Origin of the sequence: Brevibacterium sp. 'Marine', from assembly GCF_012844365.1 — a bacterium.
Taxonomy (GTDB): Bacteria; Actinomycetota; Actinomycetes; order Actinomycetales; family Brevibacteriaceae; genus Brevibacterium.
The window spans coordinates 2,194,173-2,216,419 of record NZ_CP051626.1 but is presented as its reverse complement, the minus strand read 5'-3'; the positions used below and the strand labels follow the sequence as shown (position 1 = coordinate 2,216,419).

General features: G+C 67.0%; 18 protein-coding genes and 1 tRNA gene. 17 read left to right on the top strand and 2 right to left on the bottom strand.

Annotated elements, in window-relative coordinates:
• Window positions 1–5 precede the first annotated feature (5 nt).
• From HF684_RS10055 to HF684_RS09980, 16 genes are all read left to right on the top strand, one after another.
• Window positions 6–440 (top strand): PH domain-containing protein, encoded by a 435-nt coding sequence (locus HF684_RS10055; protein ID WP_231488506.1) that lies wholly within the window; start codon window positions 6–8, stop codon window positions 438–440.
• Between the two features lie 2 nt (window positions 441–442).
• Window positions 443–1,648 carry a CaiB/BaiF CoA-transferase family protein gene (locus HF684_RS10050; protein WP_169252353.1) on the top strand — a complete coding sequence of 402 codons (1,206 nt, stop codon included), beginning with the start codon at window positions 443–445 and terminating at the stop codon, window positions 1,646–1,648.
• Window positions 1,649–1,660: 12 nt separating this feature from the next.
• A complete protein-coding gene (locus HF684_RS10045; protein WP_169252352.1) occupies window positions 1,661–3,163 on the top strand; it encodes a carboxyl transferase domain-containing protein in 1,503 nt (500 codons plus the stop codon).
• A gap of 9 nt (window positions 3,164–3,172) precedes the next feature.
• The gene (gene hisF / locus HF684_RS10040; protein ID WP_169252351.1) at window positions 3,173–3,937 is read left to right on the top strand and encodes an imidazole glycerol phosphate synthase subunit HisF; all 765 of its coding nucleotides are present in this window, start codon (window positions 3,173–3,175) and stop codon (window positions 3,935–3,937) included.
• A complete protein-coding gene (hisI, locus tag HF684_RS10035) occupies window positions 3,934–4,290 on the top strand; it encodes a phosphoribosyl-AMP cyclohydrolase (RefSeq protein WP_169252350.1) in 357 nt (118 codons plus the stop codon). The genes hisF and hisI overlap by 4 nt, the downstream gene beginning before the upstream one ends.
• Window positions 4,280–5,833: an anthranilate synthase component I gene (trpE, locus tag HF684_RS10030; protein WP_248278871.1), complete on the top strand. Its 1,554-nt coding sequence runs from the start codon at window positions 4,280–4,282 to the stop codon at window positions 5,831–5,833. The genes hisI and trpE overlap by 11 nt, the downstream gene beginning before the upstream one ends.
• A 4-nt stretch (window positions 5,834–5,837) precedes the next feature.
• On the top strand, window positions 5,838–6,386 hold the full coding sequence (locus tag HF684_RS10025) for a Trp biosynthesis-associated membrane protein (protein ID WP_169252348.1): 549 nt from the start codon (window positions 5,838–5,840) through the stop codon (window positions 6,384–6,386).
• Between the two features lie 96 nt (window positions 6,387–6,482).
• A complete protein-coding gene (locus HF684_RS10020) occupies window positions 6,483–6,752 on the top strand; it encodes an HGxxPAAW family protein (protein ID WP_101553490.1) in 270 nt (89 codons plus the stop codon).
• The gene (gene trpC / locus HF684_RS10015) at window positions 6,749–7,546 is read left to right on the top strand and encodes an indole-3-glycerol phosphate synthase TrpC (RefSeq protein WP_169252347.1); all 798 of its coding nucleotides are present in this window, start codon (window positions 6,749–6,751) and stop codon (window positions 7,544–7,546) included. The genes HF684_RS10020 and trpC overlap by 4 nt, the downstream gene beginning before the upstream one ends.
• A 125-nt stretch (window positions 7,547–7,671) precedes the next feature.
• Window positions 7,672–8,886, top strand: a complete 1,215-nt coding sequence (gene trpB, locus HF684_RS10010) for a tryptophan synthase subunit beta (RefSeq protein WP_169252346.1) — start codon at window positions 7,672–7,674, stop codon at window positions 8,884–8,886.
• Window positions 8,883–9,674: a tryptophan synthase subunit alpha gene (trpA, locus tag HF684_RS10005; protein WP_169252345.1), complete on the top strand. Its 792-nt coding sequence runs from the start codon at window positions 8,883–8,885 to the stop codon at window positions 9,672–9,674. Before trpB ends, trpA begins: the two co-directional genes overlap by 4 nt.
• Window positions 9,671–10,717 carry a prolipoprotein diacylglyceryl transferase family protein gene (locus HF684_RS10000; RefSeq protein ID WP_169252344.1) on the top strand — a complete coding sequence of 349 codons (1,047 nt, stop codon included), beginning with the start codon at window positions 9,671–9,673 and terminating at the stop codon, window positions 10,715–10,717. Before trpA ends, HF684_RS10000 begins: the two co-directional genes overlap by 4 nt.
• A gap of 185 nt (window positions 10,718–10,902) precedes the next feature.
• Complete coding sequence (gene gltB, locus HF684_RS09995) at window positions 10,903–15,603, top strand: glutamate synthase large subunit (RefSeq protein WP_169252343.1); 4,701 nt, start codon at window positions 10,903–10,905, stop codon at window positions 15,601–15,603.
• Window positions 15,596–17,059, top strand: a complete 1,464-nt coding sequence (locus HF684_RS09990; protein ID WP_169252342.1) for a glutamate synthase subunit beta — start codon at window positions 15,596–15,598, stop codon at window positions 17,057–17,059. Before gltB ends, HF684_RS09990 begins: the two co-directional genes overlap by 8 nt.
• 127 nt (window positions 17,060–17,186) lie before the next feature.
• Entirely contained in the window at window positions 17,187–18,734 is a 1,548-nt protein-coding gene (pyk, locus tag HF684_RS09985; RefSeq protein WP_169252341.1) for a pyruvate kinase, read from the top strand.
• A 213-nt stretch (window positions 18,735–18,947) separates the two neighbouring features.
• Complete coding sequence (locus HF684_RS09980) at window positions 18,948–20,321, top strand: dicarboxylate/amino acid:cation symporter (RefSeq protein WP_169252340.1); 1,374 nt, start codon at window positions 18,948–18,950, stop codon at window positions 20,319–20,321.
• A 383-nt stretch (window positions 20,322–20,704) separates the two neighbouring features.
• On the opposite strand, the gene HF684_RS09970 is transcribed toward HF684_RS09980, so the two are convergent.
• A tRNA-Leu gene (locus tag HF684_RS09970) sits at window positions 20,705–20,786 on the bottom strand.
• 230 nt (window positions 20,787–21,016) lie between these two features.
• Here HF684_RS09970 and HF684_RS09965 point away from each other — a divergent pair.
• Complete coding sequence (locus HF684_RS09965) at window positions 21,017–21,598, top strand: response regulator (RefSeq protein WP_025777798.1); 582 nt, start codon at window positions 21,017–21,019, stop codon at window positions 21,596–21,598.
• Between the two features lie 161 nt (window positions 21,599–21,759).
• Here HF684_RS09965 and HF684_RS09960 read toward each other — a convergent pair whose 3' ends face one another.
• A complete protein-coding gene (locus HF684_RS09960; protein ID WP_169252339.1) occupies window positions 21,760–22,221 on the bottom strand; it encodes a PaaI family thioesterase in 462 nt (153 codons plus the stop codon).
• Window positions 22,222–22,247 lie beyond the last annotated feature (26 nt).

Sequence of the window (22,247 nt, the reverse complement as noted above, 5' to 3'; positions counted from 1 at the left end):
TTGCCGTGTTCCGGCCCCGACAGGTGCGCATCATCAGCATCGTCGGTGCCGTTGCTGTGACCGCGGGGTTCGCGGTCCTGTCCGTGGCGCTGTTCGTCGTGGACTGGGAACCGTGGACAGTGCTCGACATGGTATGGATGAACCTGCTGGGCATTCTCTTCGGAGCTGCCCTGCTGCGCATCTCCGATATTCAGGCTCGGCCCACCGAGGAGGGCCTGGTGGTCAAGAACATGGTGCGCACTCGTCGACTCGACTGGGGACAGATCCTCGGTGTGACGTTCTCACCCGAGGGCGATGACCCGTGGCCCCTGTTGGATCTCACCGACGGCACCACCTGTGCGGTGATGGCGATTCAGCATGCAGACGGTCGCCGCGCCCATGCGGATGTCGCACGATTGCGTATGCTCATCAACAGACGCACCCACTTCAAGGAGGACTAGGAATGGCGAACGAGACACCCGAGACCGCGGCGGGACCCCTGACCGGATATACCGTCGTCGACCTCTCCCGAGCACTCGCCGGCCCTCATGCGGGAATGATGTTCGGCGACCTCGGTGCGCGTGTCATCAAGGTCGAGAACCCCGGCAAGGGCGACGATTCGCGGTCCTGGGGTCCTCCCTTCGTCGGACCTGCGGACAACCCTCAGGCCACCTACTTCTTCTCATGCAACCGCAACAAGGAATCCATCGCCCTCGACCTCAAATCCGAGACAGGCAACGACACCCTGACCGGACTCATCGCACGCGCCGATGTGCTCATCGAGAACTTCCGCTCCGGAGTCCTCGACCGACTCGGCTTCTCCACCGCCCGCTGCATGGAGATCAACCCGCGCCTGGTCATCCTCTCCATCACCGGCTTCGGCCATGACGGCCCCGAAGCCTCCCGTGCCGGCTACGACCAGATCGCCCAGGGCGAAGCGGGCCTGATGTCGCTGACCGGCTCGGGGCCCGATGATATGCAGCGCGTGGGTGTGCCGATCGCCGACCTGCTCGCCGGAATCTACGGCTCGTACGGCGTGCTGGCGGCTCTGCTCGAACGCGAACGCACCGGAAAGGGCAAGGTCGTGCGCACCTCGCTCATCGCCGGAATGGTCGGCGTCCACGCCTTCCAGGGAACCCGTGCCACGGTGGCCGGTCAGGAACCGCAGCCGGGCGGCAACCACCACCCGTCGCTGTCGCCCTACGGACTCTTCACCTGCCGCGACGGCGCCGTGCAGATCTCCGTGGGCAACGAGAACCTGTGGCAGAAGTTCTGTGCGGCCTTCGACATCGATCCCGCCACCGAGGGCATGGCCGTCAACTCCGAGCGCGTGGAGAACCGCCCCGCAGTCATCGAACTCATCGAAGACCGCTTCTCCGCCTACGACGCCGCCGATCTGCTGCACAGACTCACCGAGGCGGGAATCCCGTCCGGCACGGTGCGCACCCTGCCCGAGGTCTACCAGTGGGATCAGGCACTCAGCCAGGGACTCAAGGTCTCCGTCGACCACCCGGTGCTCGGCGACATCGACCTGCCCGGACCGCCGCTGCGCTTCTTCGACGCCGATGCCTCCGGTGAGGTCGAAACCACCCGCACCGCTCACGACGCCCCGCCGCTGCTCGACGAAGACGCGGAATCCATCGTGGCGTGGCTCGCCGACGGAAACTGAGGGGGAGACCTCATGTCGCGTCTCAACGCCTTCGAACTCGTCGACATCGTCCTCGACGAAGGCTCCTTCCTGTCCTGGGACTCCGCCCCCATCCGACCCGCCGGCGGGATCTCGGCCGCTTACTCGGCTGAACTCGATGCCGCTGCGCAGAAGTCGGGCGTCGACGAATCCATCATCTCCGGTGAAGGCACCATCGACGGCCGCCGAGTGGCCGTGATCGCCGGCGAATTCCGGTTCCTCGCCGGCTCGATCGGCGTGGCCGCGTCCGAACGCCTCGTCGACGCGATCGAACGCGCGACCCTCGAAGGGCTGCCGCTGCTGGCCGGCCCCGCCTCGGGCGGCACCCGCATGCAGGAGGGCACGATCGCCTTCCTGTCGATGGTGAAGATCACCAACGCCGTCATCGCCCACCGCAAGGCCGGACTGCCCTACCTCGTCTACCTGCGCCATCCGACCACAGGCGGCGTCTTCGCCTCCTGGGGATCGCTGGGGCATGTCACCGTGGCTGAGCCCGGATCCCTCATCGGATTCCTCGGCCCCCGAGTGTTTGAGGCGATCTACGGGGAGACGTTCCCGGAGAACGTGCAGACCGGGGAGAACCTGCACAAGATGGGCATCGTCGACGCCGTCATCGGTCCCGAACGCATCGCCGGCACCGTCTCCCGCGTCCTCGATGTGCTCATGGGCGCCCAGGAGGTCCCGAGCCAGGTGCCGAATCCGGACACGGCCCCGGCGACCGTCGACCCGAACTCCGATGCCTGGGCCGCGATCACCAGCTCGCGCCGTCCCGAGCGGCCCGGAGTCCGTGACCTGCTGCGGACCGCCGCGAACACCGTGCTGCCGCTCAACGGCACCGGCGAGGGCGAGAAGGATCCCGGACTGCTGCTGGCGCTGGCGAAGTTCGGTTCCGCACCGTGCATCGTCCTCGGCCAGGACCGGTTCCGGCAGGACTCCCGGGCCCCCATGGGACCGGCGGCTCTCCGTGAGGCCAGACGCGGAATGCGTCTGGCAGCGGAACTGCGCCTGCCGCTCGTCACCGTCATCGACACCCCTGGTGCGGCCCTGTCGAAGGAAGCCGAAGAGGGCGGAATCGCCGGTGAGATCGCCCGCAGCCTCGCCGACCTCGCGAACCTCGACGCCCCCTCCGTCTCGCTCATCCTCGGTGAGGGCTCCGGAGGCGGCGCACTGGCACTCATCCCCACCGACCGGGTGCTCAGCGCCGAGAACGGCTGGCTCTCGCCGCTGCCGCCCGAAGGCGCCTCGGCGATCGTGCACCGCACCACCGAGAGAGCCGCCGAAATGGCTCAGAACCAAGGTGTGCACGCCCCCATGCTGCAGGCCAACGGAGTCGTCGACCGGATCATCGCCGAACACCCCGACGCCAGCGACGAGCCGTTGGACTTCGTCGCCCGGGTCGGTGAGACACTCGAATACGAACTCATCTCGCTCATGCGCGAACCATCGGCCAGACGCCTGGCCCGCCGGATGGATCGCTATCGGGGCCTGGGAATCTAGGAGGACTGCGTGGTAGCTGTCAGAGTCATCCCCTGTCTGGACGTCGACGGCGGACGCGTCGTCAAGGGAGTGAAGTTCGCCGACCTCAAGGACGCCGGCGACCCCGTCGAACTCGCCCGCCGCTACGGCGAATCCGGAGCCGACGAACTCACCTTCCTCGACGTCACCGCCAGCAGCGGAGACCGGGAGACCGTCCACGACGTCGTCCGCGCCTGCGCCGAAGAGGTCTTCATCCCGCTGACCGTCGGCGGCGGAATCCGCAGCGTCGCCGACGTCGATCGTCTGCTGCGCGACGGAGCCGACAAGGTCTCGGTCAACACCTCGGCGGTCGAGAACCCGGAGCTCATCAGCGAGATCTCCCGACACTTCGGCAACCAGGTCCTCGTCCTCTCCCTCGACGCGCGCCGCGCACAGGGGGCGAGCACGGAATCCGGGTTCGAAGTCACCACCCGCGGCGGTCGTCAGGGCACGGGCCGCTGCGCGATCGACTGGGTCCGGGAAGCCGCCGACCGCGGGGTCGGCGAGATCCTGCTCAACTCCATCGACGCCGACGGCACACGTGAGGGGTTCGACCTCGAACTCATCAGCGCCGCCCGCGCCGCCGTCGACGTGCCGCTCATCGCCTCGGGCGGAGCCGGCAGGGTCGAACACTTCGCCCCGGCGGTGGAAGCAGGAGCCGATGCGCTGCTGGCCGCCAGCGTCTTCCACTTCGGCACACTGAGCATCGCCGAGGTCAAGGACGCACTGCGTGCGCAGGGAATCGACGTCCGATGAGCAGCGATATCGACGCCACCCCGGGCAACTGGCGGGAGATCATCACGCTCAATGACGACGGGCTCATCCCGGTCATCGTCCAAGAGGCGACGAGCCGAGAGGTGCTCATGCTCGCATGGATGGACATCGAAGCCGTCTCCCGCACACTGGACACGAAGCGGGCCACCTATTGGTCACGCTCCCGTCGAGAATACTGGGTGAAGGGGGAGACCTCGGGCCATGTCCAGCATGTCCGCTCGCTCGGCCTCGACTGCGATGCCGACGCTCTGCTCATGCTCGTCGACCAGACCGGGCCCGCCTGCCATACGAACACCCCGACCTGCTTCACCGGAAGGACCATCAGTGTCGACTGAACCAGCGGCGAACCCGACCGACCTGCCGATCCGCCCCAGCCTCGACCAGTTCCGGGCCCTCGGCGCGGACCATCGGCTGGTGCCGGTCCACACCCAGGTGCTCGCGGACTCGGAGACCCCGCTGAGTCTCTACCGCAAACTCACCGACGGCGGACCGGGAAGCTTCCTGTTCGAATCCGCGGTCGCCGGGTCCTGGGCGAGATACTCCTTCATCGGATCGGCACCCGTGGCCACCCTCATCTCCACCGAGGACGGATTCCACTGGACCGGCACTCCGCCGGTGGGCATCCCCACCGACGGCGACGTCCTCGACGCGGTCACCGCCACCCTCGACCTCCTGGCCGTGGCCGAAGCGGAATCGGAGCTGCCGCCGATGGTCTCGAGCTTCGTCGGCTACTTCGGGTGGGACATCGTGCGCCGCTTCGAGCGGCTCGGCCCGCCGCGACCCAACGAACACCACCTGCCGACCGTGCAGCTGATGATCCCCGGCGATATCGCCGTCTTCGACCACTATTCGGGAATGGTCACCCTCGTGGCCAACGTGTTCAACGTCAACGGCGCCGATACCGGCATCGACGACGCCTACGCCTCCGGAGTCGAACGCATCGCCGCGATGTGCGACCGCCTCCGGCAGCCCAGCCCGGCCGATGTCCTCCGCCCCCGGAAAGCCGATCCCGAGGTGGTCACCCGCACCCAGCCGCAGGTGTACCTCGACGGTGTGGAGACGGCGAAGCAGAAGATCGTCGACGGCGAGATCTTCCAGGTCGTCGTCGGTCAGCGCTTCGACACCCCGTGCGACGCCGACGCGCTGAGCGTCTACCGGATGCTTCGGCATGCGAACCCGAGCCCCTTCATGTACCTGCTCAACCTCCACGACGACGGAGGCGAGCCGGTGAGCATCATCGGCTCCTCACCGGAGGCACTCGTCACCGTCCGGTCCGGAGAGGTCATCACCCACCCGATCGCCGGTTCGCGCCCCCGCGGCACCACTCCGGAAGCCGATGACTCCCTGGCCCGGGAGCTCTTGGCCGATGAGAAGGAGCGAGCCGAGCACCTCATGCTCGTCGACCTCGCCCGCAATGACCTGGCGAAGGTCTGCGCGGCCGGCACCATCGACGTCAGCGAGTTCATGGACATCGTCCGCTACAGCCACATCATGCACATCAGCTCGACCGTGCGGGGCGAACTCGAACCCGGAACCACCGCCATCGACGTCCTGCGGGCGACTTTCCCAGCCGGGACGCTCTCGGGTGCGCCCAAACCCCGGGCGCTGCAGATCATCGACGAACTCGAACCCGTCGGTCGCGGAATCTACGGGGGAGTGGTCGGCTACATGTCCTTCACCGGTGATCTCGACCTCGCCATCGCCATCCGCACGGGAGTGCTCCGCGACGGCACGATGAGCGTCTACGCCGGAGGCGGGCTCGTCGCCGACTCCGTGCCGGAGACCGAATACCAGGAATCGGAGAACAAGGCCGCGGCAGTGCTGCGTGCCGCCGCCGCTGCCGATGCGCTGGATTCGACGGAAGGAATCCGGAGGTGAGGCCATGACGAAATCACGCGGAGTCCTCATCGTCCTCGTCATCGCCGCCGCCATGTGGGCGCTGACGATCTCCGCCTGGCAGGTCGGCGCCGGCGGCGACACACTCGGACCCACCGGTGTGGCGAAGGTCACCGAGGATGCGAGCTCGCAGTCCTCGCCCGTGGCCACCGCCTGTGTGGCGATCATCGCGGTCTCGGGACTGCTCGCCGCGATGCTCGGGCGGATCGGACGCTTCGTCGTGCTCGGTCTGGCCGGGATCGCCGGCATCGGCTACGGGATCACGGCCCTGAGCGCAGCCTCGGCGCCGGGAGCGACTTCCTGGGCGATCATCGCGGCAGTGGCCGCGGGCATCGGCGTCATCGGCATCATCTGGGTCGCCGTCGCCTCGAACGGGTGGACGAACTCCAACCGGTACGCCCGCACCGCCGAATCCGCCGGCGGGGAGTTCGATTCGGCCGCGACCTGGGACGCCCTGTCCCGCGGGGACGACGTCGAGGACGCCCCCGACGATGAAGAGCCGAACGGTCCCGATGCCGAGCGGGATTCGAAATGACCTTGTGACCGGGTCGGTGTCCGGTCAGCAGACGAAGCGTGACACAATGGAGGAAAGATTCCACACGCGTGTCACGCACTCACACTAAGGAGCGCCATGTCGCAGTCCATCGCCCGCAACGGGGCCGCAGATCTCGACAAATCCACGATCGACTACGCAGCGATCGCCGATCCCGGTCACGGCAACTCGGTGGCGGGATGGACCGGAGTCATCATCATGCTCATCGGCGTGAGCGTCGGCTGTGTGGGCTTCACGATCCACAACCCCACGATCACGTACATCGCCATCGGCATCGTCGCCCTCGGCGTCGTCGTCGGACTGATCCTGCGTGCCGTCGGGCTGGGCAACAAGCCGAAGAAGAAATGACAGTTCTGGGCGACATCATCTCCGGTGTGCGGGACGACCTGCAGGCACGCCGGAGAGAGGTTCCGCTGAGCGAGATCACTGCTCTGGCCGCGGCCGCCGAGCCCGTCCGCCGCTTCGACCTGTCTGCCGACTTCGGCGTCATCGCCGAGGTCAAACGGAAATCGCCCTCCCGTGGGGACCTCGCCCAGATTCCCGACCCGGGCACCCTCGCGGGTCTCTACGCCGCCGGCGGAGCCCGGGCCATCAGCGTGCTCACCGAGGCCCGCCGCTTCAACGGCAGCCTCGCCGACCTCGACTCCGTACGGGCAGCCGTGGACATCCCGGTCCTTCGCAAGGACTTCATGGTCGACGAATACCAGTTCCACGAGGCCCGTGCCCACGGTGCCGATATCGTGCTGCTCATCGTCGCGGCCCTCGACCCCATCCAGCTGGGCGACTTCCATGCCCTGGCCACGGAGCTGGGGATGACCGCGCTCGTCGAGACCCACAACCGCGAAGAGCTGGAGATCGCTGCCGCGCTCGGTGCCGAACTCATCGGCGTCAACACCCGCAACCTCAAGGATCTCAGCGTCGACACCGACCGGTTCGCGCCTCTGGCCGATCTCGCCCCTGACGGATGCACCCTCGTCGCGGAGTCCGGTGTCGCCGGTGCCGCCGAGGTGACGAAGTACGCGGATGCCGGCGCCGACCTCGTGCTCGTGGGCGAAGCTCTCGTCACCGGCGGTCGCCCGCAGGCCGCGGTCGAGGAGTACACCGCGCTCGGCCGGGAACGCCGCTCCCTGTCCGCATCCTGAACCCACCCCCGTCGGCTGCCGGAAGTGGCCGACGATGGGCCGATACCGTACCCATCCGGTCGTCGGGCGCAGCGGGGCCCTCCGCCCCGCCCGACGACACCACGAGGAGATCGAGAAGGACCGCAATGACCGATTTGAGCCAGGAGACAGGACCGTACTTCGGCGAGTTCGGAGGCAGGTTCATCGCCGAAGCGCTGATCCCGGCGCTCGACGAGATCGAAGAGACCTGGCGCAAATCCCAGGTGGACCCGGCCTTCACCGACGAACTGCTCACCCTGCAGCGCAACTACATCGGCCGTCCCTCTCTGCTCACCGAGGCCACACGCTTCGCCGAGCACTGCGGTGGGGCACGCGTGTTCCTCAAACGCGAAGACCTCAACCACACGGGCAGCCATAAGATCAACAACGCACTGGCTCAGGCGCTGCTGGCGAAGCGGATGGGCAAGACCCGTCTCATCGCCGAGACCGGAGCCGGTCAGCACGGAGTCGCCACGGCAACAGCGGCGGCCCTGCTCGACATGTCCTGTGTGGTCTACATGGGTGAGGAGGACACTCAGCGTCAGGCCCTCAACGTCGCGCGCATGCGTCTGCTCGGCGCCACGGTCAACGCCGTGACCAACGGCACGCGCACGCTCAAGGACGCGATGAATGAAGCCCTGCGCGACTGGGTGGCCAACGTCGACGACACCCACTACGTCATCGGCACGGTCGCCGGCCCCCACCCGTTCCCGGCGATGGTCCGCTCATTCCAGAAGGTCATCGGCATCGAAGCGCGCGAGCAGATCCAGGAGCTGACCGGCCGTCTGCCCGACGCCGTCTGCGCCTGCGTGGGCGGCGGATCGAACGCGATGGGACTCTTCGCCGCATTCCTCTCCGATGCCGACGTGAGGATCTACGGCTTCGAAGCCGGCGGCGAAGGGGTCGACTCCGGTCATCACGCAGCCCGATTCTCCGGGGGACGCCCGGGCGTCCTCCACGGCTCGGCCACCTACATCCTTCAGGACTCCGATGGACAGACCCAGGCCTCCCATTCGGTCTCCGCCGGCCTCGACTACCCGTCGGTCGGTCCCGAACACTCCCACCTCCATGACACCGGTCGGGTGACATACGAGCCCGTCGTCGACGAAGAGGCGATGGAGGCGATGCGTCTGCTCTCCCGCACCGAAGGCATCATCCCCGCCATCGAATCGGCTCACGCTCTGGCCGGAGCCATCCGCATCGGTCGTGAACTCGGTCCCGAAGCGGTCCTGCTGGTCAATCTCTCCGGCCGCGGCGACAAGGACATGACGACCGCCGCGAAATGGTTCGACTACATCGACGAAGGAGCGGTGCAGGTATGACGCACTCAGGCCCACGCACAGGAACCACCCTCGACGCCGTCGCCGAGGCGGGCCGCAAGGCCGCGCTCATCGCCTACCTGCCGGTCGGCTTCCCCACGGTGGCGGGATCGACCGAGGCCATGGTCGAACTCGTCCGCAACGGCGTCGACATCATCGAGGTCGGAATGCCCTACTCCGATCCCGGAATGGACGGACCCGTCATTCAGCGTGCCGGTGAGGCTGCCTTGGACAACGGGGTGCGCACCACGGACATCTTCACCGCAGTCGAAGCCATCGCTGAGGCCGGCGGCACCGCCGTCGTCATGAGCTACTGGAACATCGTGCTCCAATACCGCATCGACAGCTTCGCCCGCGATCTCGCCTCTGCCGGCGGGGGCGGCATCGTCACCCCCGACCTCATCCCCGATGAGGCCGGACCGTGGCTGGCAGCCTCGGAGACGCACGGCCTCGACCGCATCTTCCTCGCCGCACCCTCATCGACGCCCGAGCGCCTGGCCCGCATTGTCGAGCACAGCTCCGGTTTCGTCTACGCCGCCTCGACCATGGGCGTCACCGGCGTCCGCTCCGAAGTCGACAACCATGCCCGCGATCTCGTCGCCCGGCTGAAAGAAGCCGGAGCCGAACGCGCCTGCGTCGGCCTCGGCGTGTCGAATCGCGACCAGGCGGCCGAGGTCGCCGAATACGCCGACGGCGTCATCGTCGGTTCCGCCCTCGTCCGGGCACTGGGCTCCGAGGGAGTGGCCGGAGTCGGTCGCCTCGCCGCCGAGCTCGCAGAAGGGTGTGCATGAGCTTCAGCCCGGCATGGGCCGTCTTCACCCTCCTCGGCGTCGGACTCGCCCTGTGGATGACAGCCATCCAATGGCGCACCCGCGGCGGCCATAAGGGAGACCTGTGGGCCATCACGGTCGTCGGTCTGCCTGCGGCGATCATCGGCGGACGCCTCGGGCATCTGCTCTCGGCGGCGGACACCTATTTCGGCCCGGCCGGCAGCCCGTTGCGGGCATTGGCCCTCTGGGACGGGGGATTCAGCTTCTGGGGAGCCACCATCCTCGGCTTCGTCTCCGTCTGGGTGCTCACCCGCTTCCAGGGCATCAGGTTCCGACCGCTGCTCGACTCGGTCGCACCGGGACTCATCCTCGGCCACGTCGCCGGTGCCTTCAGCGACTGGTTCGACGGTCGCCTCGAACTGGTCACGGTCCTCACTGAATCGGCGTGGAACCTCATCGCCTGCGTTGTGCTCATCATCGTCTCCAAGCGCCTCCGGCTCGGCTACGGCCAGGTCTTCGCCCTCTACCTGTGCCTGTTCGGCCTCGGCCGCATCCTGCTCGAAGCCCTGCGCGTCGGCAGCCCGGCCGCCGAGGATGCACGGCTCCTCCTGGGACTGCCGTTCAACGTATGGACGGCCGTCCTCGCCCTGCTCATCGGTCTCTGCTGGCTCGTCGTCTCCCGTCTGCGCCACCGCACCCATGAGACCGGCGTCTACGCGCACGGATCTCGCACCCTGCTGCGTCGCCACCGCCGTGGGAAGCACACCTTCGGGATCAATGCACCCAATATCGCCGAGGCGGCCGAGACCTCCGGAGCTCCGCTGCCATCCGTGGCGCGGGTGGCCGACCCCGATGACCGCGCGAGCGCGGACGTGCCCGTCGCCGCGACTGACACCGAGGCTGACGACTCGGAGATCGAGCGCGAATCAGACATCGATCTCAGCGGTCGCCACAGCTTCGGTTTCTTCGGAGCCGTGACCTCGGCGATCTCGATCGTGCCCGATGTGCGCGGAAAGTCGGCGCCCGCCTCCCACGAAGAGAACCCGCGAACGTCCAACAAATGAGACGAATTGGTTCGCTGTTCGTTCCTTTCTCTGCTTTTTCTGAAATTGCACATGGTGTAAGTTAGGACTCCGGCTGTGAGAGTGATCTCACAGCCGGGTTCGGAAACGCTGTTTTTCGGACTCGTCCACACCGCAAGGGACAGCGCCGTCTTTTCGGGAAGCACTCAACACCGAGAAGGCAGGATATGAACCACAGCGCTCAGTCGACCCCCAAGACCACGGCCCCGCCTGGCCGCATCGGTCTCTACGATCCGGCGCTCGAACACGACAACTGCGGCCTCGCCCTCATCGTCCGCTACCGCGGATCTGCCGACCACGAGGTCGTCGAACAGGCCCTGACCGCTCTGCGCAAGCTCGAGCACCGAGGCGGCATCGGTTCGGACGAGGGCACCGGCGACGGTGCGGGCATCACTCTCCAGGTGCCCCATGACTACTTCGCCGAGGTGCTCGCCGCCGACGGCATCGACCTGCCCGAGCCCGGCGCGTACGCCGTGGGCATCGGATTCTTCGCCCAGGACTACGGGCGCGATCTCAAGGCCGCAACCCCGCCGCTGTCGGAGAACGTGTCCCCGGACTTAGGCGACGGCGCCGCGGCCGGCGACGAAACCCAGGACGACCTCGTCGCCCGGATCGCCGCCGAGGAGGGCCTGCGCGTCCACGCGGTGCGGGATGTGCCCCACGATGACAGTGTGCTCGGCGACATCGCCCGATCGACCATGCCGCGGATGCGCCAGGTCTTCCTCGCTTGCGACGAGCGCTACCCGGCCCGTGACGATGCGGACCTCACCCGTCGCGCCTACATCGTGCGCAAGCGCCTCGACCACGCGGGCATCTACTTTCCCTCGCTGTCCCCGGGGACCATCACCTATAAGGGGATGCTCTCGACCGGTCAGCTCTCCTCGTTCTACACAGAACTCCGCGACGAGCGGCTGACGTCGCGGATCGCGCTGGTCCACTCGCGCTTCTCGACGAACACCTTCCCGTCGTGGCAGCTGGCCCAGCCATTCGGCACGATCGCTCACAACGGCGAGATCAACACCGTGCGCGGCAACCGGAACTGGATGCAGGCCAGGGAATCGAAGCTCGCCTCCGAACTCCTCGTCTCTCCCGTGCCCGAGACCTCGCGCAGCCTCGACCGGCTGTGCCCGATCGTGCCGCCCGGTGCCTCCGACTCGGCGTCGTTCAATGCCGTCGTCGAGCTCATGGTCGCCTCCGGACGATCGCTGCCGCAGGCGATGCTGATGATGATCCCCGAGGCCTGGGAGAACAATCCGGGCATGGGCGAGGAGCGTCGGGCCTTCTACGAATATCATTCGCTGCTCATGGAGCCCTGGGACGGTCCCGCCTGTGTGGCCTTCACCGACGGCCGGCTCGCCGGCGCCGTCCTCGACCGCAACGGTCTGCGCCCGGCCCGGTACGTGATGACCGAGGACACGGTGGTGCTCGCCAGCGAGGTCGGAGTCGTCGATCTGCCCGAGTCCGAGGTCGTCGCCCGCGGCCGCCTCACCCCGGGCCGCATGTTCCTCGTCGACACCGAGTCCGAGCGCATCATCTCCGACACGGAGATCAAGAACCAGCTCGCCACCGAGCACCCCTATTCCGACTGGGTGGACAGCTGCTCGAAGCGATTGAAGGATCTGCCCACCCGCGTCCACGTCACTCACCCGCAGTCCTCGGTCAGGCGCCGCCAGCGCACCTTCGGCTACACCGAGGAGGAGCTGCGAATCCTCATCTCGCCGATGGCCGAGACCGGGGCCGAACCGCTGGGTGCGATGGGCACGGACACCGCGATCGCAGCGCTCAGCCAGCGACCTCGCCTGCTCTTCGACTACTTCCACCAGAACTTCGCTCAGGTGACGAATCCGCCGCTCGACTCGATCCGCGAGGACATCGTGACGAGCATGGCTGCCGGGATCGGCCGAGAGGGCAATCTGCTCGAGTTCTCGAAGCCCGACTCCGCGCACATCCTGCTCGACCAGCCGGTCATCGACAACGACGAGCTCACGGCGATCGCGCACGTCAAGGGCAGCCACCTCGGCGTGGAGAACGCACACCCCTCCGTGATCCTCTCCGGCCTCTACTCGGTCAACGGGGGAGAGGACGCGATGGCCGAGCGTCTCGAGGCGCTGTGCGCCGAGGCGAGCGCGGCGATCGAGGCCGGCGCCGTGTTCATCATCCTCTCCGACCGGGACTCGACGGCCGATCTCGCTCCGATCCCGTCGCTGCTGCTCACCTCGGCGCTGCACCACCACCTCGTCCGCGAACGCTCGCGGACGAGGGTGAGCATCATCGTCGAGGCCGGTGACGTCCGCGAGGTCCACCACGTCGCGACCCTCGTGTCCTTCGGGGCGTCCGCGGTCAATCCGTACCTCGTCATGGAATCCGCCGAGGCGCTCGTCCGCTCGGACCGGATCCGGGGAATCAGCGAAGAGGCCGCAGTTGCCAACGTGCTCACCGCGCTCAACAAGGGACTGCTCAAGATCATGTCGAAGATGGGCATCTCGACCGTGCAGTCCTACCACGGGGCGCAGACCTTCGAGGCTCTGGGACTGTCCGAGGCATTCATCGACAAGTACTTCACCTCGACTCCGCACCAGCTCGGCGGCAGGGGCATCAGGGAGATCGCGGCGGAGACGAGTGCCCGCCACGGGGACTCCTACCGCGATGATCACCCCCGCCCCTCGCACCGGAACCTCAACGTCGGCGGGGAGTACCAGTGGCGTCGCGAAGGGCCGGAGCATCTGTTCAACCCGGAGACGATCTTCAAGCTCCAGCACTCCACCGCCACGGGACGCTTCGACATCTTCGGCCAGTACACGGCACAGATCAACGAACAGTCGCGCGAGCTCATGACGCTGCGCGGTCTCTTCGACCTCGTTCCACGCGAATCGGGCCCGATCGACATCTCCGAGGTCGAACCGGCCGAGGAGATCATGAAGCGGTTCTCGACCGGAGCGATGAGCTACGGTTCGCTGTCCCAGGAGGCCCACGAGACCCTGGCGATCGCGATGAACCGGATCGGCGGCAAGTCGAACACGGGCGAAGGCGGCGAGGACACCGAGCGGCTCATCGACCCCGAGCGCCGTTCGGCGATCAAGCAGATCGCCTCGGGGCGCTTCGGCGTCACGAGCCACTACCTCACCGAGGCCGACGACCTGCAGATCAAGATGGCGCAGGGAGCCAAGCCCGGCGAGGGCGGGCAGCTGCCCGGGACGAAGGTCTACCCGTGGATCGCGAAGACTCGCCACGCGACTCCGGGCGTCGGGCTGATCTCGCCTCCGCCGCACCATGACATCTACTCGATCGAGGACTTGGCCCAGCTCATCCACGACCTCGGCCGCGCCAACGCCAAGGCCCGGGTCCACGTCAAACTCGTGTCCGCGATCGGTGTGGGCACGGTGGCTGCCGGAGTGGCGAAAGCCGGTGCCGACGTGGTCCTCATCTCCGGGCACGACGGCGGAACCGGAGCGAGTCCGCTCAATTCGCTCAAGCACGCGGGCACTCCCTGGGAGCTCGGCCTCGCCGAGGCCCAGCAGACCCTCGTGCTCAACGGTCTGCGCGAGAAGGTCAGCGTACAGGTCGACGGTCAGCTCAAGACCGGCCGGGATGTCATCATCGCAGCCCTGCTCGGCGCGGAGGAGTTCGGGTTCGCGACCACGGCCCTCGTCGTCTCCGGCTGCATCATGATGCGCGTGTGCCACAAGGACACATGCCCGGTGGGTGTGGCGACCCAGAACCCGAAGCTGCGCGAGCGCTTCCACGGTCAGGCCGATCACGTCGTCAACTTCTTCACCTTCATCGCCGAGGAGGTCCGCGCCTACCTGGCGGCGCTCGGCCTGCGCAGCCTCGATGAGGCCATAGGCGCGGTCGAGCGGCTGAGAATCGACGAGGAGCGGGCGGCCGCAATGGGGCTCGACCTCGATCTCGCCTCGATCCTCAAGGTCCCAGTCGACCTCCACGGCAGCTCCGACGTCGCACGCAAATGCGGTGAACCCGTCGACCGCGACTTCGCCGAAGAGCTCGACCTCCGCCTGCTCGAGCAGGCCCGAGACGCCATCTCTCAGGGCACGGAGACGACGATCACCTCGGCGATCGAGAACACCGACCGCTCGGCGGGCACCCTGCTCGGCCATCACGTCACTCTCGCCCACGGGCAAGCGGGCCTGCCGGAGCACACGATCCGGCTCGAGCTGCGCGGAACTGCCGGACAGTCCCTCGGCGCCTACCTGCCGCAGGGGGTCAGCATCGAACTCCACGGTGATGCGAACGACTATGTCGGCAAGGGCCTGTCCGGAGGAATCGTCAGCGTTCGGCCGCATGCTGAGAACCCCACCCGACCCGAACACAACGTCATCGCCGGCAATGTGCTCGGCTACGGGGCGACGGCTGGCAAGCTGTTCGTCTCGGGACAGGTGGGGGAGCGGTTCCTCGTCCGCAACTCCGGCGCCGAGGCGGTCGTCGAGGGCATCGGCGACCACGGCCTCGAGTACATGACTGGAGGTGTGGCCGTCATCCTCGGCGGCACCGGCCGGAACTTCGCCGCAGGCATGTCCGGCGGCACCGCCTATGTGCTCGACTTCAATCCGGCCCGACTCAATCCGAAGGAGCGGGCGGCCGGCGTCTTCCGCTTCACCGGTGTCGGCGTGGACGATATGGAGATCCTCGAGCGGCTGCTGCGTGAGCATGTCGAATGGACTGCCTCACCGCTGGCCCGCGAGCTCCTCGACGGACTGCGCCGAGGACAGGACGTCCTCTCCCGCTTCACGAAGATCATCCCCGTCGCCTACGCGACGGTCAAAGACATCCAGGACGAGTTCGTCGCGGCCGGCAAGGCCGTCGACTCGGACGAGGCCTGGCACACGATTCTGGAGGCCACCAATGGCTGATCCGCACGGATTCCTCACCGTCGAACACCGGGAGCTGCCGAAGCGGCGCCCCGTCCCGATCCGTCTCATGGACTACAAGGAGGTCTACGAGGCGGGTGATCCCGAGCAGCTGCGACGGCAGGCATCACGCTGCATGGACTGTGGCATCCCCTTCTGCCATCAGGGCTGCCCGCTGGGCAACCTCATCCCGGAATTCAACGACGCGATGTACCGCGGCGAGCTCCCGCGCGCCGTCGAACTGCTCCACGCGACGAACAACTTCCCGGAGTTCACCGGGCGTGCCTGTCCGGCCCCGTGCGAGAACGCCTGCGTCCTCGGCATCAACCAGCCGGCAGTGACGATCAAACAGGTCGAGGTCACGATCGTCGATCAGGGCTTCGAGGCCGGTCTCATCCAGCCGATCATCCCCGAGCGGATCACGGGCCACACGGTCGCCGTGATCGGATCCGGTCCCACCGGGCTGGCCGCGGCCCAGCAGCTGACCCGAGCCGGGCATACGGTCGTCGTCTACGAACGCGCCGACCGCCTCGGCGGACTTCTGCGCTACGGCATCCCGGACTTCAAGCTGGAGAAGCACCACATCGATCGTCGACTTGATCAGATGCGTGCGGAGGGCACCCGCTTCAAGACCTCGGTCGAGGTCGGACGCGATGTCACGCTCGAATCCCTGCGTTCGAGCTTCGATGCCGTCATCGTGTGCACGGGTGCGACGGTTCCGCGCGACATGCCGATCCCCGGCCGCGATCTCGACGGGGTCGAATTCGCCATGGACTACCTCGTGCCCTCGAATCGGGATCAGGCGGGCGATCATCGCGGACCCGAGGCCGACTCGTCGGCGTTCATCGATGCCGCGGGCAAACACGTCATCATCATCGGCGGCGGGGACACGGGCGCCGACTGCCTGGGCACGGCCCTGCGCCAGAAGGCGGCCTCTGTGACGACGCTGGCGATCGGCGCCCAGCCGCCCGCCGAACGCAGTGAGAGCGATCCGTGGCCGACCGTTCCTCGCGTCTTCGAAGTCCAGTCCTCGCACGAGGAGGGCGGAACGCGGAAGTACCTCGCCTCGACCACGCGCTTCGTCGGCGACGACACCGGCCGCGTGAGCGGGATCGAGGTCGCCGAGACCCAGTTCGTCGACGGCCGCCGGATTCCGACACCGGGCACCGAACACGTCCTCGAGGCCGATCTCGTGCTGCTGGCGCTGGGATTCTCCGGACCGGAGTCGGAATCGTTCGGTCTCGACGTCGCCGAGACCGGAGCCTTCACCCGTGATGGCTCCTACGCTTCGGAGACCCCCGGAGTCTTCGTCGCCGGCGATGCCGGACGCGGACAGTCGCTCATCGTGTGGGGCATCGCCGAGGGGCGCGCCGCGGCCGCCGAAGTCGACCGGTTCCTCACCGGGTCGACGAGGCTGCCGGCACCCGTGCAGCCCACCGACGAAGGGTTCAAATGCTAAGATAGTTCATGTCAGACACTGAGAAAGGGTGGTGAGTGCGGCACAGTGAAGTGCCGCACCCGCACCGCCCGTGACCAGCGAAGAGCGGTGGAAACCGCCGGCTGAGACTTTAGGTAGGGTGGAGCGTATGAGGCGTGCAAAGATAGTCGCAACTTTAGGTCCGAACCAGAACTCCTATGAAGAGATCCGCGAGCTCGTCGATGAAGGCGTCGATGTCGCCCGATTCAATCTGAGCCACGGAAAACGAGAAGAGCACGAAGAGAAGTTCGCCTGGGTCCGCCAGGCCGCACTCGACACCGGACGCCCCGTCGCCGTCCTGCTGGACCTCCAGGGTCCGAAGATCCGCGTGGGCACCTTCGCCAACGGGAAGGAAGAGCTCGTCGAAGGGGCCGCCTTCACCATCACCAGCCGTGATGTCCCCGGCACCGCGGATCTCGTATCCACGACCCTGCCGACCCTGGCAGAAGACGTGTCCGTGGGAGATCCGCTGCTCATCGACGACGGGCGCCTGCGCCTGCGCGCCACCGAGGTGACCGCCACCGACGTGGTCACCGAGGTCGAGATCGGCGGAACCATCTCCAACCACAAGGGCATCAACCTGCCCGGAGTCCCGGTCTCCGTTCCCGCTCTGTCGGAGAAGGACGTCGACGACCTCAAGTGGGGGCTGCAGCTCGGCTTCGACTGGGTCGCCCTGTCCTTCGTCCGCAGCCCCGAGGACATGAACGATGTGCGTGCGGTCATGGACGAGGTCGGAATTACCGCTCCGGTCATCGCCAAGCTCGAGAAGCCGCAGGCGGTCGACCAGCTCGATGAGATCATCGACGCCTTCGACGGAATCATGGTCGCCCGCGGCGACCTCGGCGTCGAGCTGCCGCTCGAGCAGGTGCCGATCGTGCAGAAGCGGGCCGTCGAGATCGCCCGTCAACAGGCCAAGCCCGTCATCGTGGCCACACAGATGCTCGAGACGATGATCGACGCTCCGCGGCCCACCCGCGCCGAGGCCAGCGACTGCGCGAATGCCGTCCTCGACGGCGCGGATGCACTCATGCTCTCCGGCGAGACCTCGGTGGGTGCGCACTGGGTCGAAGCGATCCGGACGATGAGCCGGATCATCGGCTCCACCGAGGAGCACGGTCTCGAGCGGATTCCGGCGCTGGGCACCGTCCCGCATACCAAGGGCGGAGCCGTCACCGCGGCGGCCGTGCAGATTGCTCAGCAGCTGGATATCGATCTTCTGTGCACCTTCTCGCAGACCGGCGACTCCGTGCGGCGCATGTCGCGTCTGCGCCCGGCCTGGCCGATCCTCGGCTTCACGCCCGACCCGCAGGTCCGTCACCAGTTGGCGCTGACCTGGGGAGTCCGGCCGTACCTCGTGAAGACCGTGCGGCACACCGACCAGATGGCACGGCAGGTCGACGCCGTTCTGCTCGCCGACGGCACGGCCCGCGAAGGCGATCAGAGCATCCTCGTGGCCGGTTCGCCTCCCGGGATCCCCGGCTCGACGAACGCTCTGCGCATCCACACCATCGGCGACGCCGCCAAGGGTGTGACGGCCGCATACCAGGACGCCTCGGACTCGGAAGAGGATCCGCTGGCCGGATATGGGGTCGTCGCCGAAGCGCCGATCACCCGTGAGGTGCCGATCGTGCGCGAAGGCCACTCGCCCCGCCACTGATCATGCGGTCCGAAGCGCCGGCGGCACCCGCCTCGTTCCCACGGGGCAGGTTCCGCCGGCGTCTCTGTGTGTTCGGGTCGCGAACTGGTTCCGGAGTGCGAGGCAGCTCACAGAGGATCGAGGAATTTCGCGGATTGCTCAACAGTTGTGCTCTCTGTTGCCCAATCCTCCCTGCGGATCACAGAGGGGAGGACCCGCTAGGAGAGGAATTCAATGAGACTGCCCGCGTGGAGCAAGTCCTTCGGAGTGCAGGTGACCATCGCACTCATCGCCGGTGTCATCCTCGGGCTCATCGCCCGCTCATGGGGACCGGTCAGCGACAGTGCTGACAACTGGCTCGGCCAGACCCTGGACACCATCGGCTCGTCGTACGTCACCCTGCTCAAGGCCGCCGTCGTACCGCTGGTGATCACTGCGATCATCGCGAGCATCGGCAACCTGCGCAAGGTCACCAATGCCGCCAGGCTTGCGGTGTCGACCCTGCTGTGGTTCGCCCTCACGGCGCTGATCGCCGTCATCCTCGGACTCATCATCGGCATCGTCATGCAGCCCGGCGCCCATGCCGATGCTGCGTCGCTGAGCACCGGCGCTCCCGATTCCCAAGGCAGCTGGCTGGCCTTCCTGACCGGACTGATCCCGGTGAACTTCCTCGGACTCGAGGTCGCCACGTCGGCGGATGAGGCCGGAGCGCTGACCTCCGATGTCAACTTCAACATCCTCCAGCTCATCATCGTCTCCGGCGCCATCGGCATCGCCGCGGTCAAGGTCGGCAAGGCCGCAGAGCCGTTCCTCCAGTTCACCGAGGCGGCTCTGGCCGTGGTTCAGAAGGTCGTCTGGTGGATCGTGCGGATCGCTCCGATCGGTACGCTCGGCCTCATCGGCAACGCCGTGAACTCCTACGGCTGGTCCACGATGGGATCGCTGCTGTGGTTCGTCGTCGCCGTCTATGTCGGCCTCGCGATCGTCTTCTTCGTCGTCTACCCAGCCCTGGCTCGTGCCAACGGCCTGTCAGTGCGCCAGTACTTCTCCGGAGTCTGGCCGGCCACGCAGATGGGCTTCGTCTCCCGGTCCTCGATCGGCACCATGCCCGTGACGCAGAAGGTCGCCACCGACAACTTCGGCGTGCCCCATTCCTACGCCGCCTTCGCCGTGCCCTTCGGCGCAACGACGAAGATGGACGGCTGCGCGGCGATCTACCCGGCGATCGCGGCGGTGTTCGTCGCTCAGTTCTTCGGCATCGACCTCTCTCTCATCCAGTACCTGCTCATCATCTTCGTCGCCGTCATCGGTTCGGCCGCCACGGCCGGCACGACCGGGGCGACCGTGATGCTCACCCTGACGCTGTCGACGTTGGGTCTGCCGCTCGAGGGTGTCGGTCTGCTGCTGGCCATCGAACCGATCGTCGACATGGGCCGCACCGCGCTCAACGTCTCCGGCCAGGCACTCGTGCCGGCCATCGTGGCCAAGCGTCATGAGATCCTGGACGTCGAACGCTTCGATGCCCCGCGCATCAACGGCTACGTTCCGACCGAGGAAGCTGCCGATGTCGACGAGACCCGCACCGAGGATGCCCACAGCCGGAGTTGATCTCCTCTCAGCCGAGGGACCGGCCGAGCCCGATGTCCTGCAGGTGACATCGCTGCTCGGCCGCCTCGTCGAGGGCCGGCCTTCCGACCCCATGTCGACAGCGAAGAGGTCGCAGTCGCCCCGCAGGCGCAGGGCAGTGGAGTGGGGAAGGGGCTGATGGCAGCGCTCATCCGGGCGGCGCGTGAGAGCGGGACGGAGGTCGTCACCCTCGGCGTGCGGCGCTGAATCGGCCGAATGAGCCGAACCGTGTGCACGAGCGGGTTCGAAAATCATAGGTAGTGATCTTGATCAGTGCGTATGAACTTCGAGCCCGCGGGTGCTGACACCCCCGAGGGAATGCAAGAAGGCACTGTCGACAACATGGTCGACAGTGCCTTCGTCTGTACCGGATGCGGGACTCGAACCCGCACGTCTTTCGACAATGCATTTTGAGTGCACCGCGTCTACCGATTCCGCCAATCCGGCTCGTCACGAGCTGTCCTGTCAGGACCGCCTGTGCAACGGGACGATTCTACTGCGCGCGCGGACCGATTGCACATTCGCCACCCGCCGAGGATGCCCGCCGGTGGCCACCGTCACCGGCCGTGGCCACCCTCACAGAAGAAACTTACCGGTCCGCTGGCCACGACGCTGAGCGCCTGGTCTAGACTGGTGACGTGCTTTCAAACAGCGAAGAATCAACTTCAGATGAGTCCGTGCCGGTCCGCCGCGTAGTCGTGGCCGAAGACGAGGCCGTGATTCGTCTCGATATCGTAGAAATGCTCCGCGAAGTCGGCTATGACGTCGTCGGTGAGGCTGCGGACGGCGAATCCGCCATCCGCCTGGCCGAGGAGCTGCGCCCCGACCTCGTGGTCATGGACATCAAAATGCCCATCCTCGACGGAATCTCCGCGGCCGAGCGCATCGCCCGCGCCCGCATCGCGCCCGTGGTGCTGCTCACCGCCTTCTCGCAGAAGGAGCTCGTCGAGCGTGCCCGGGATGCCGGTGCCATGGCCTATGTCGTCAAGCCGTTCACCTCGGCCGACCTCATCCCGGCATTGGAGATCGCGCTCTCGCGTCACGCCGAGATCAGCTCGCTCGAGTCCGAGATCTCCGATCTCACAGAACGTTTCGAGACCCGCAAGCTCGTCGAACGCGCCAAGAGCCTGCTGCAGACGTCCATGGGGCTGAGCGAACCCGAGGCCTTCCGCTGGATCCAGAAGACCTCGATGGACCGCCGACTGACGATGCGCGAGGTCGCCGAGACCGTGCTCAAGCAGATCGGCAGCAAGAAGTAGCCACCTTCCGGACCAGGCAGGTCCGGACCCGGAACCCAAGAAGGCCGGCGAATCCCGAGATGGATTCGTCGGCCTTCTGCGTTCGCTGCGGAGGGTCCTGTCTCGGCCCTTCGCCTCGGCCCTTCGCCTCGGCCCTTCGCCTCGGCCCTTCGGTTCGGACCTCAGCCCTTCGGCTCGGTCTTCAGGATCATGTTCGTGATCCGCACGATCGAGAGCAGCCGCCCCGCCTCGTCGGTCATCTTCACTTCATGGGAGACGATCGTGCGTCCCTGGTGGAGCACCTCGGCGCGACCGGTGACCACGCCCTCACGCGCAGCACGCAGGTGAGTGGCATTGAGATCGACTCCGACGACGTTCCTACCCCCGGAGAGCAGGTACGAATGCATCGATGCCAGCGACTCGGCGAGTACGACGTGGCCGCCTCCGTGGAAGAGTCCCATCGGCTGCCGATTGCCGACGACCGGGGCCGTGGCCACGACATGGTCATGGGCGAGCTCGACGAATTCGATTCCCATCCTCTCGGCCAGCTCACCACCGGAGCCCGGCCCACGCAGCTGCTCGAGCAGCGTGTCGATCTCCTCAGATGTGGTGTGAGTAGTCAGGGACACGTCGGGACGCAGCATCGGTTCTCCTTCAAGTCAGCTTCGAA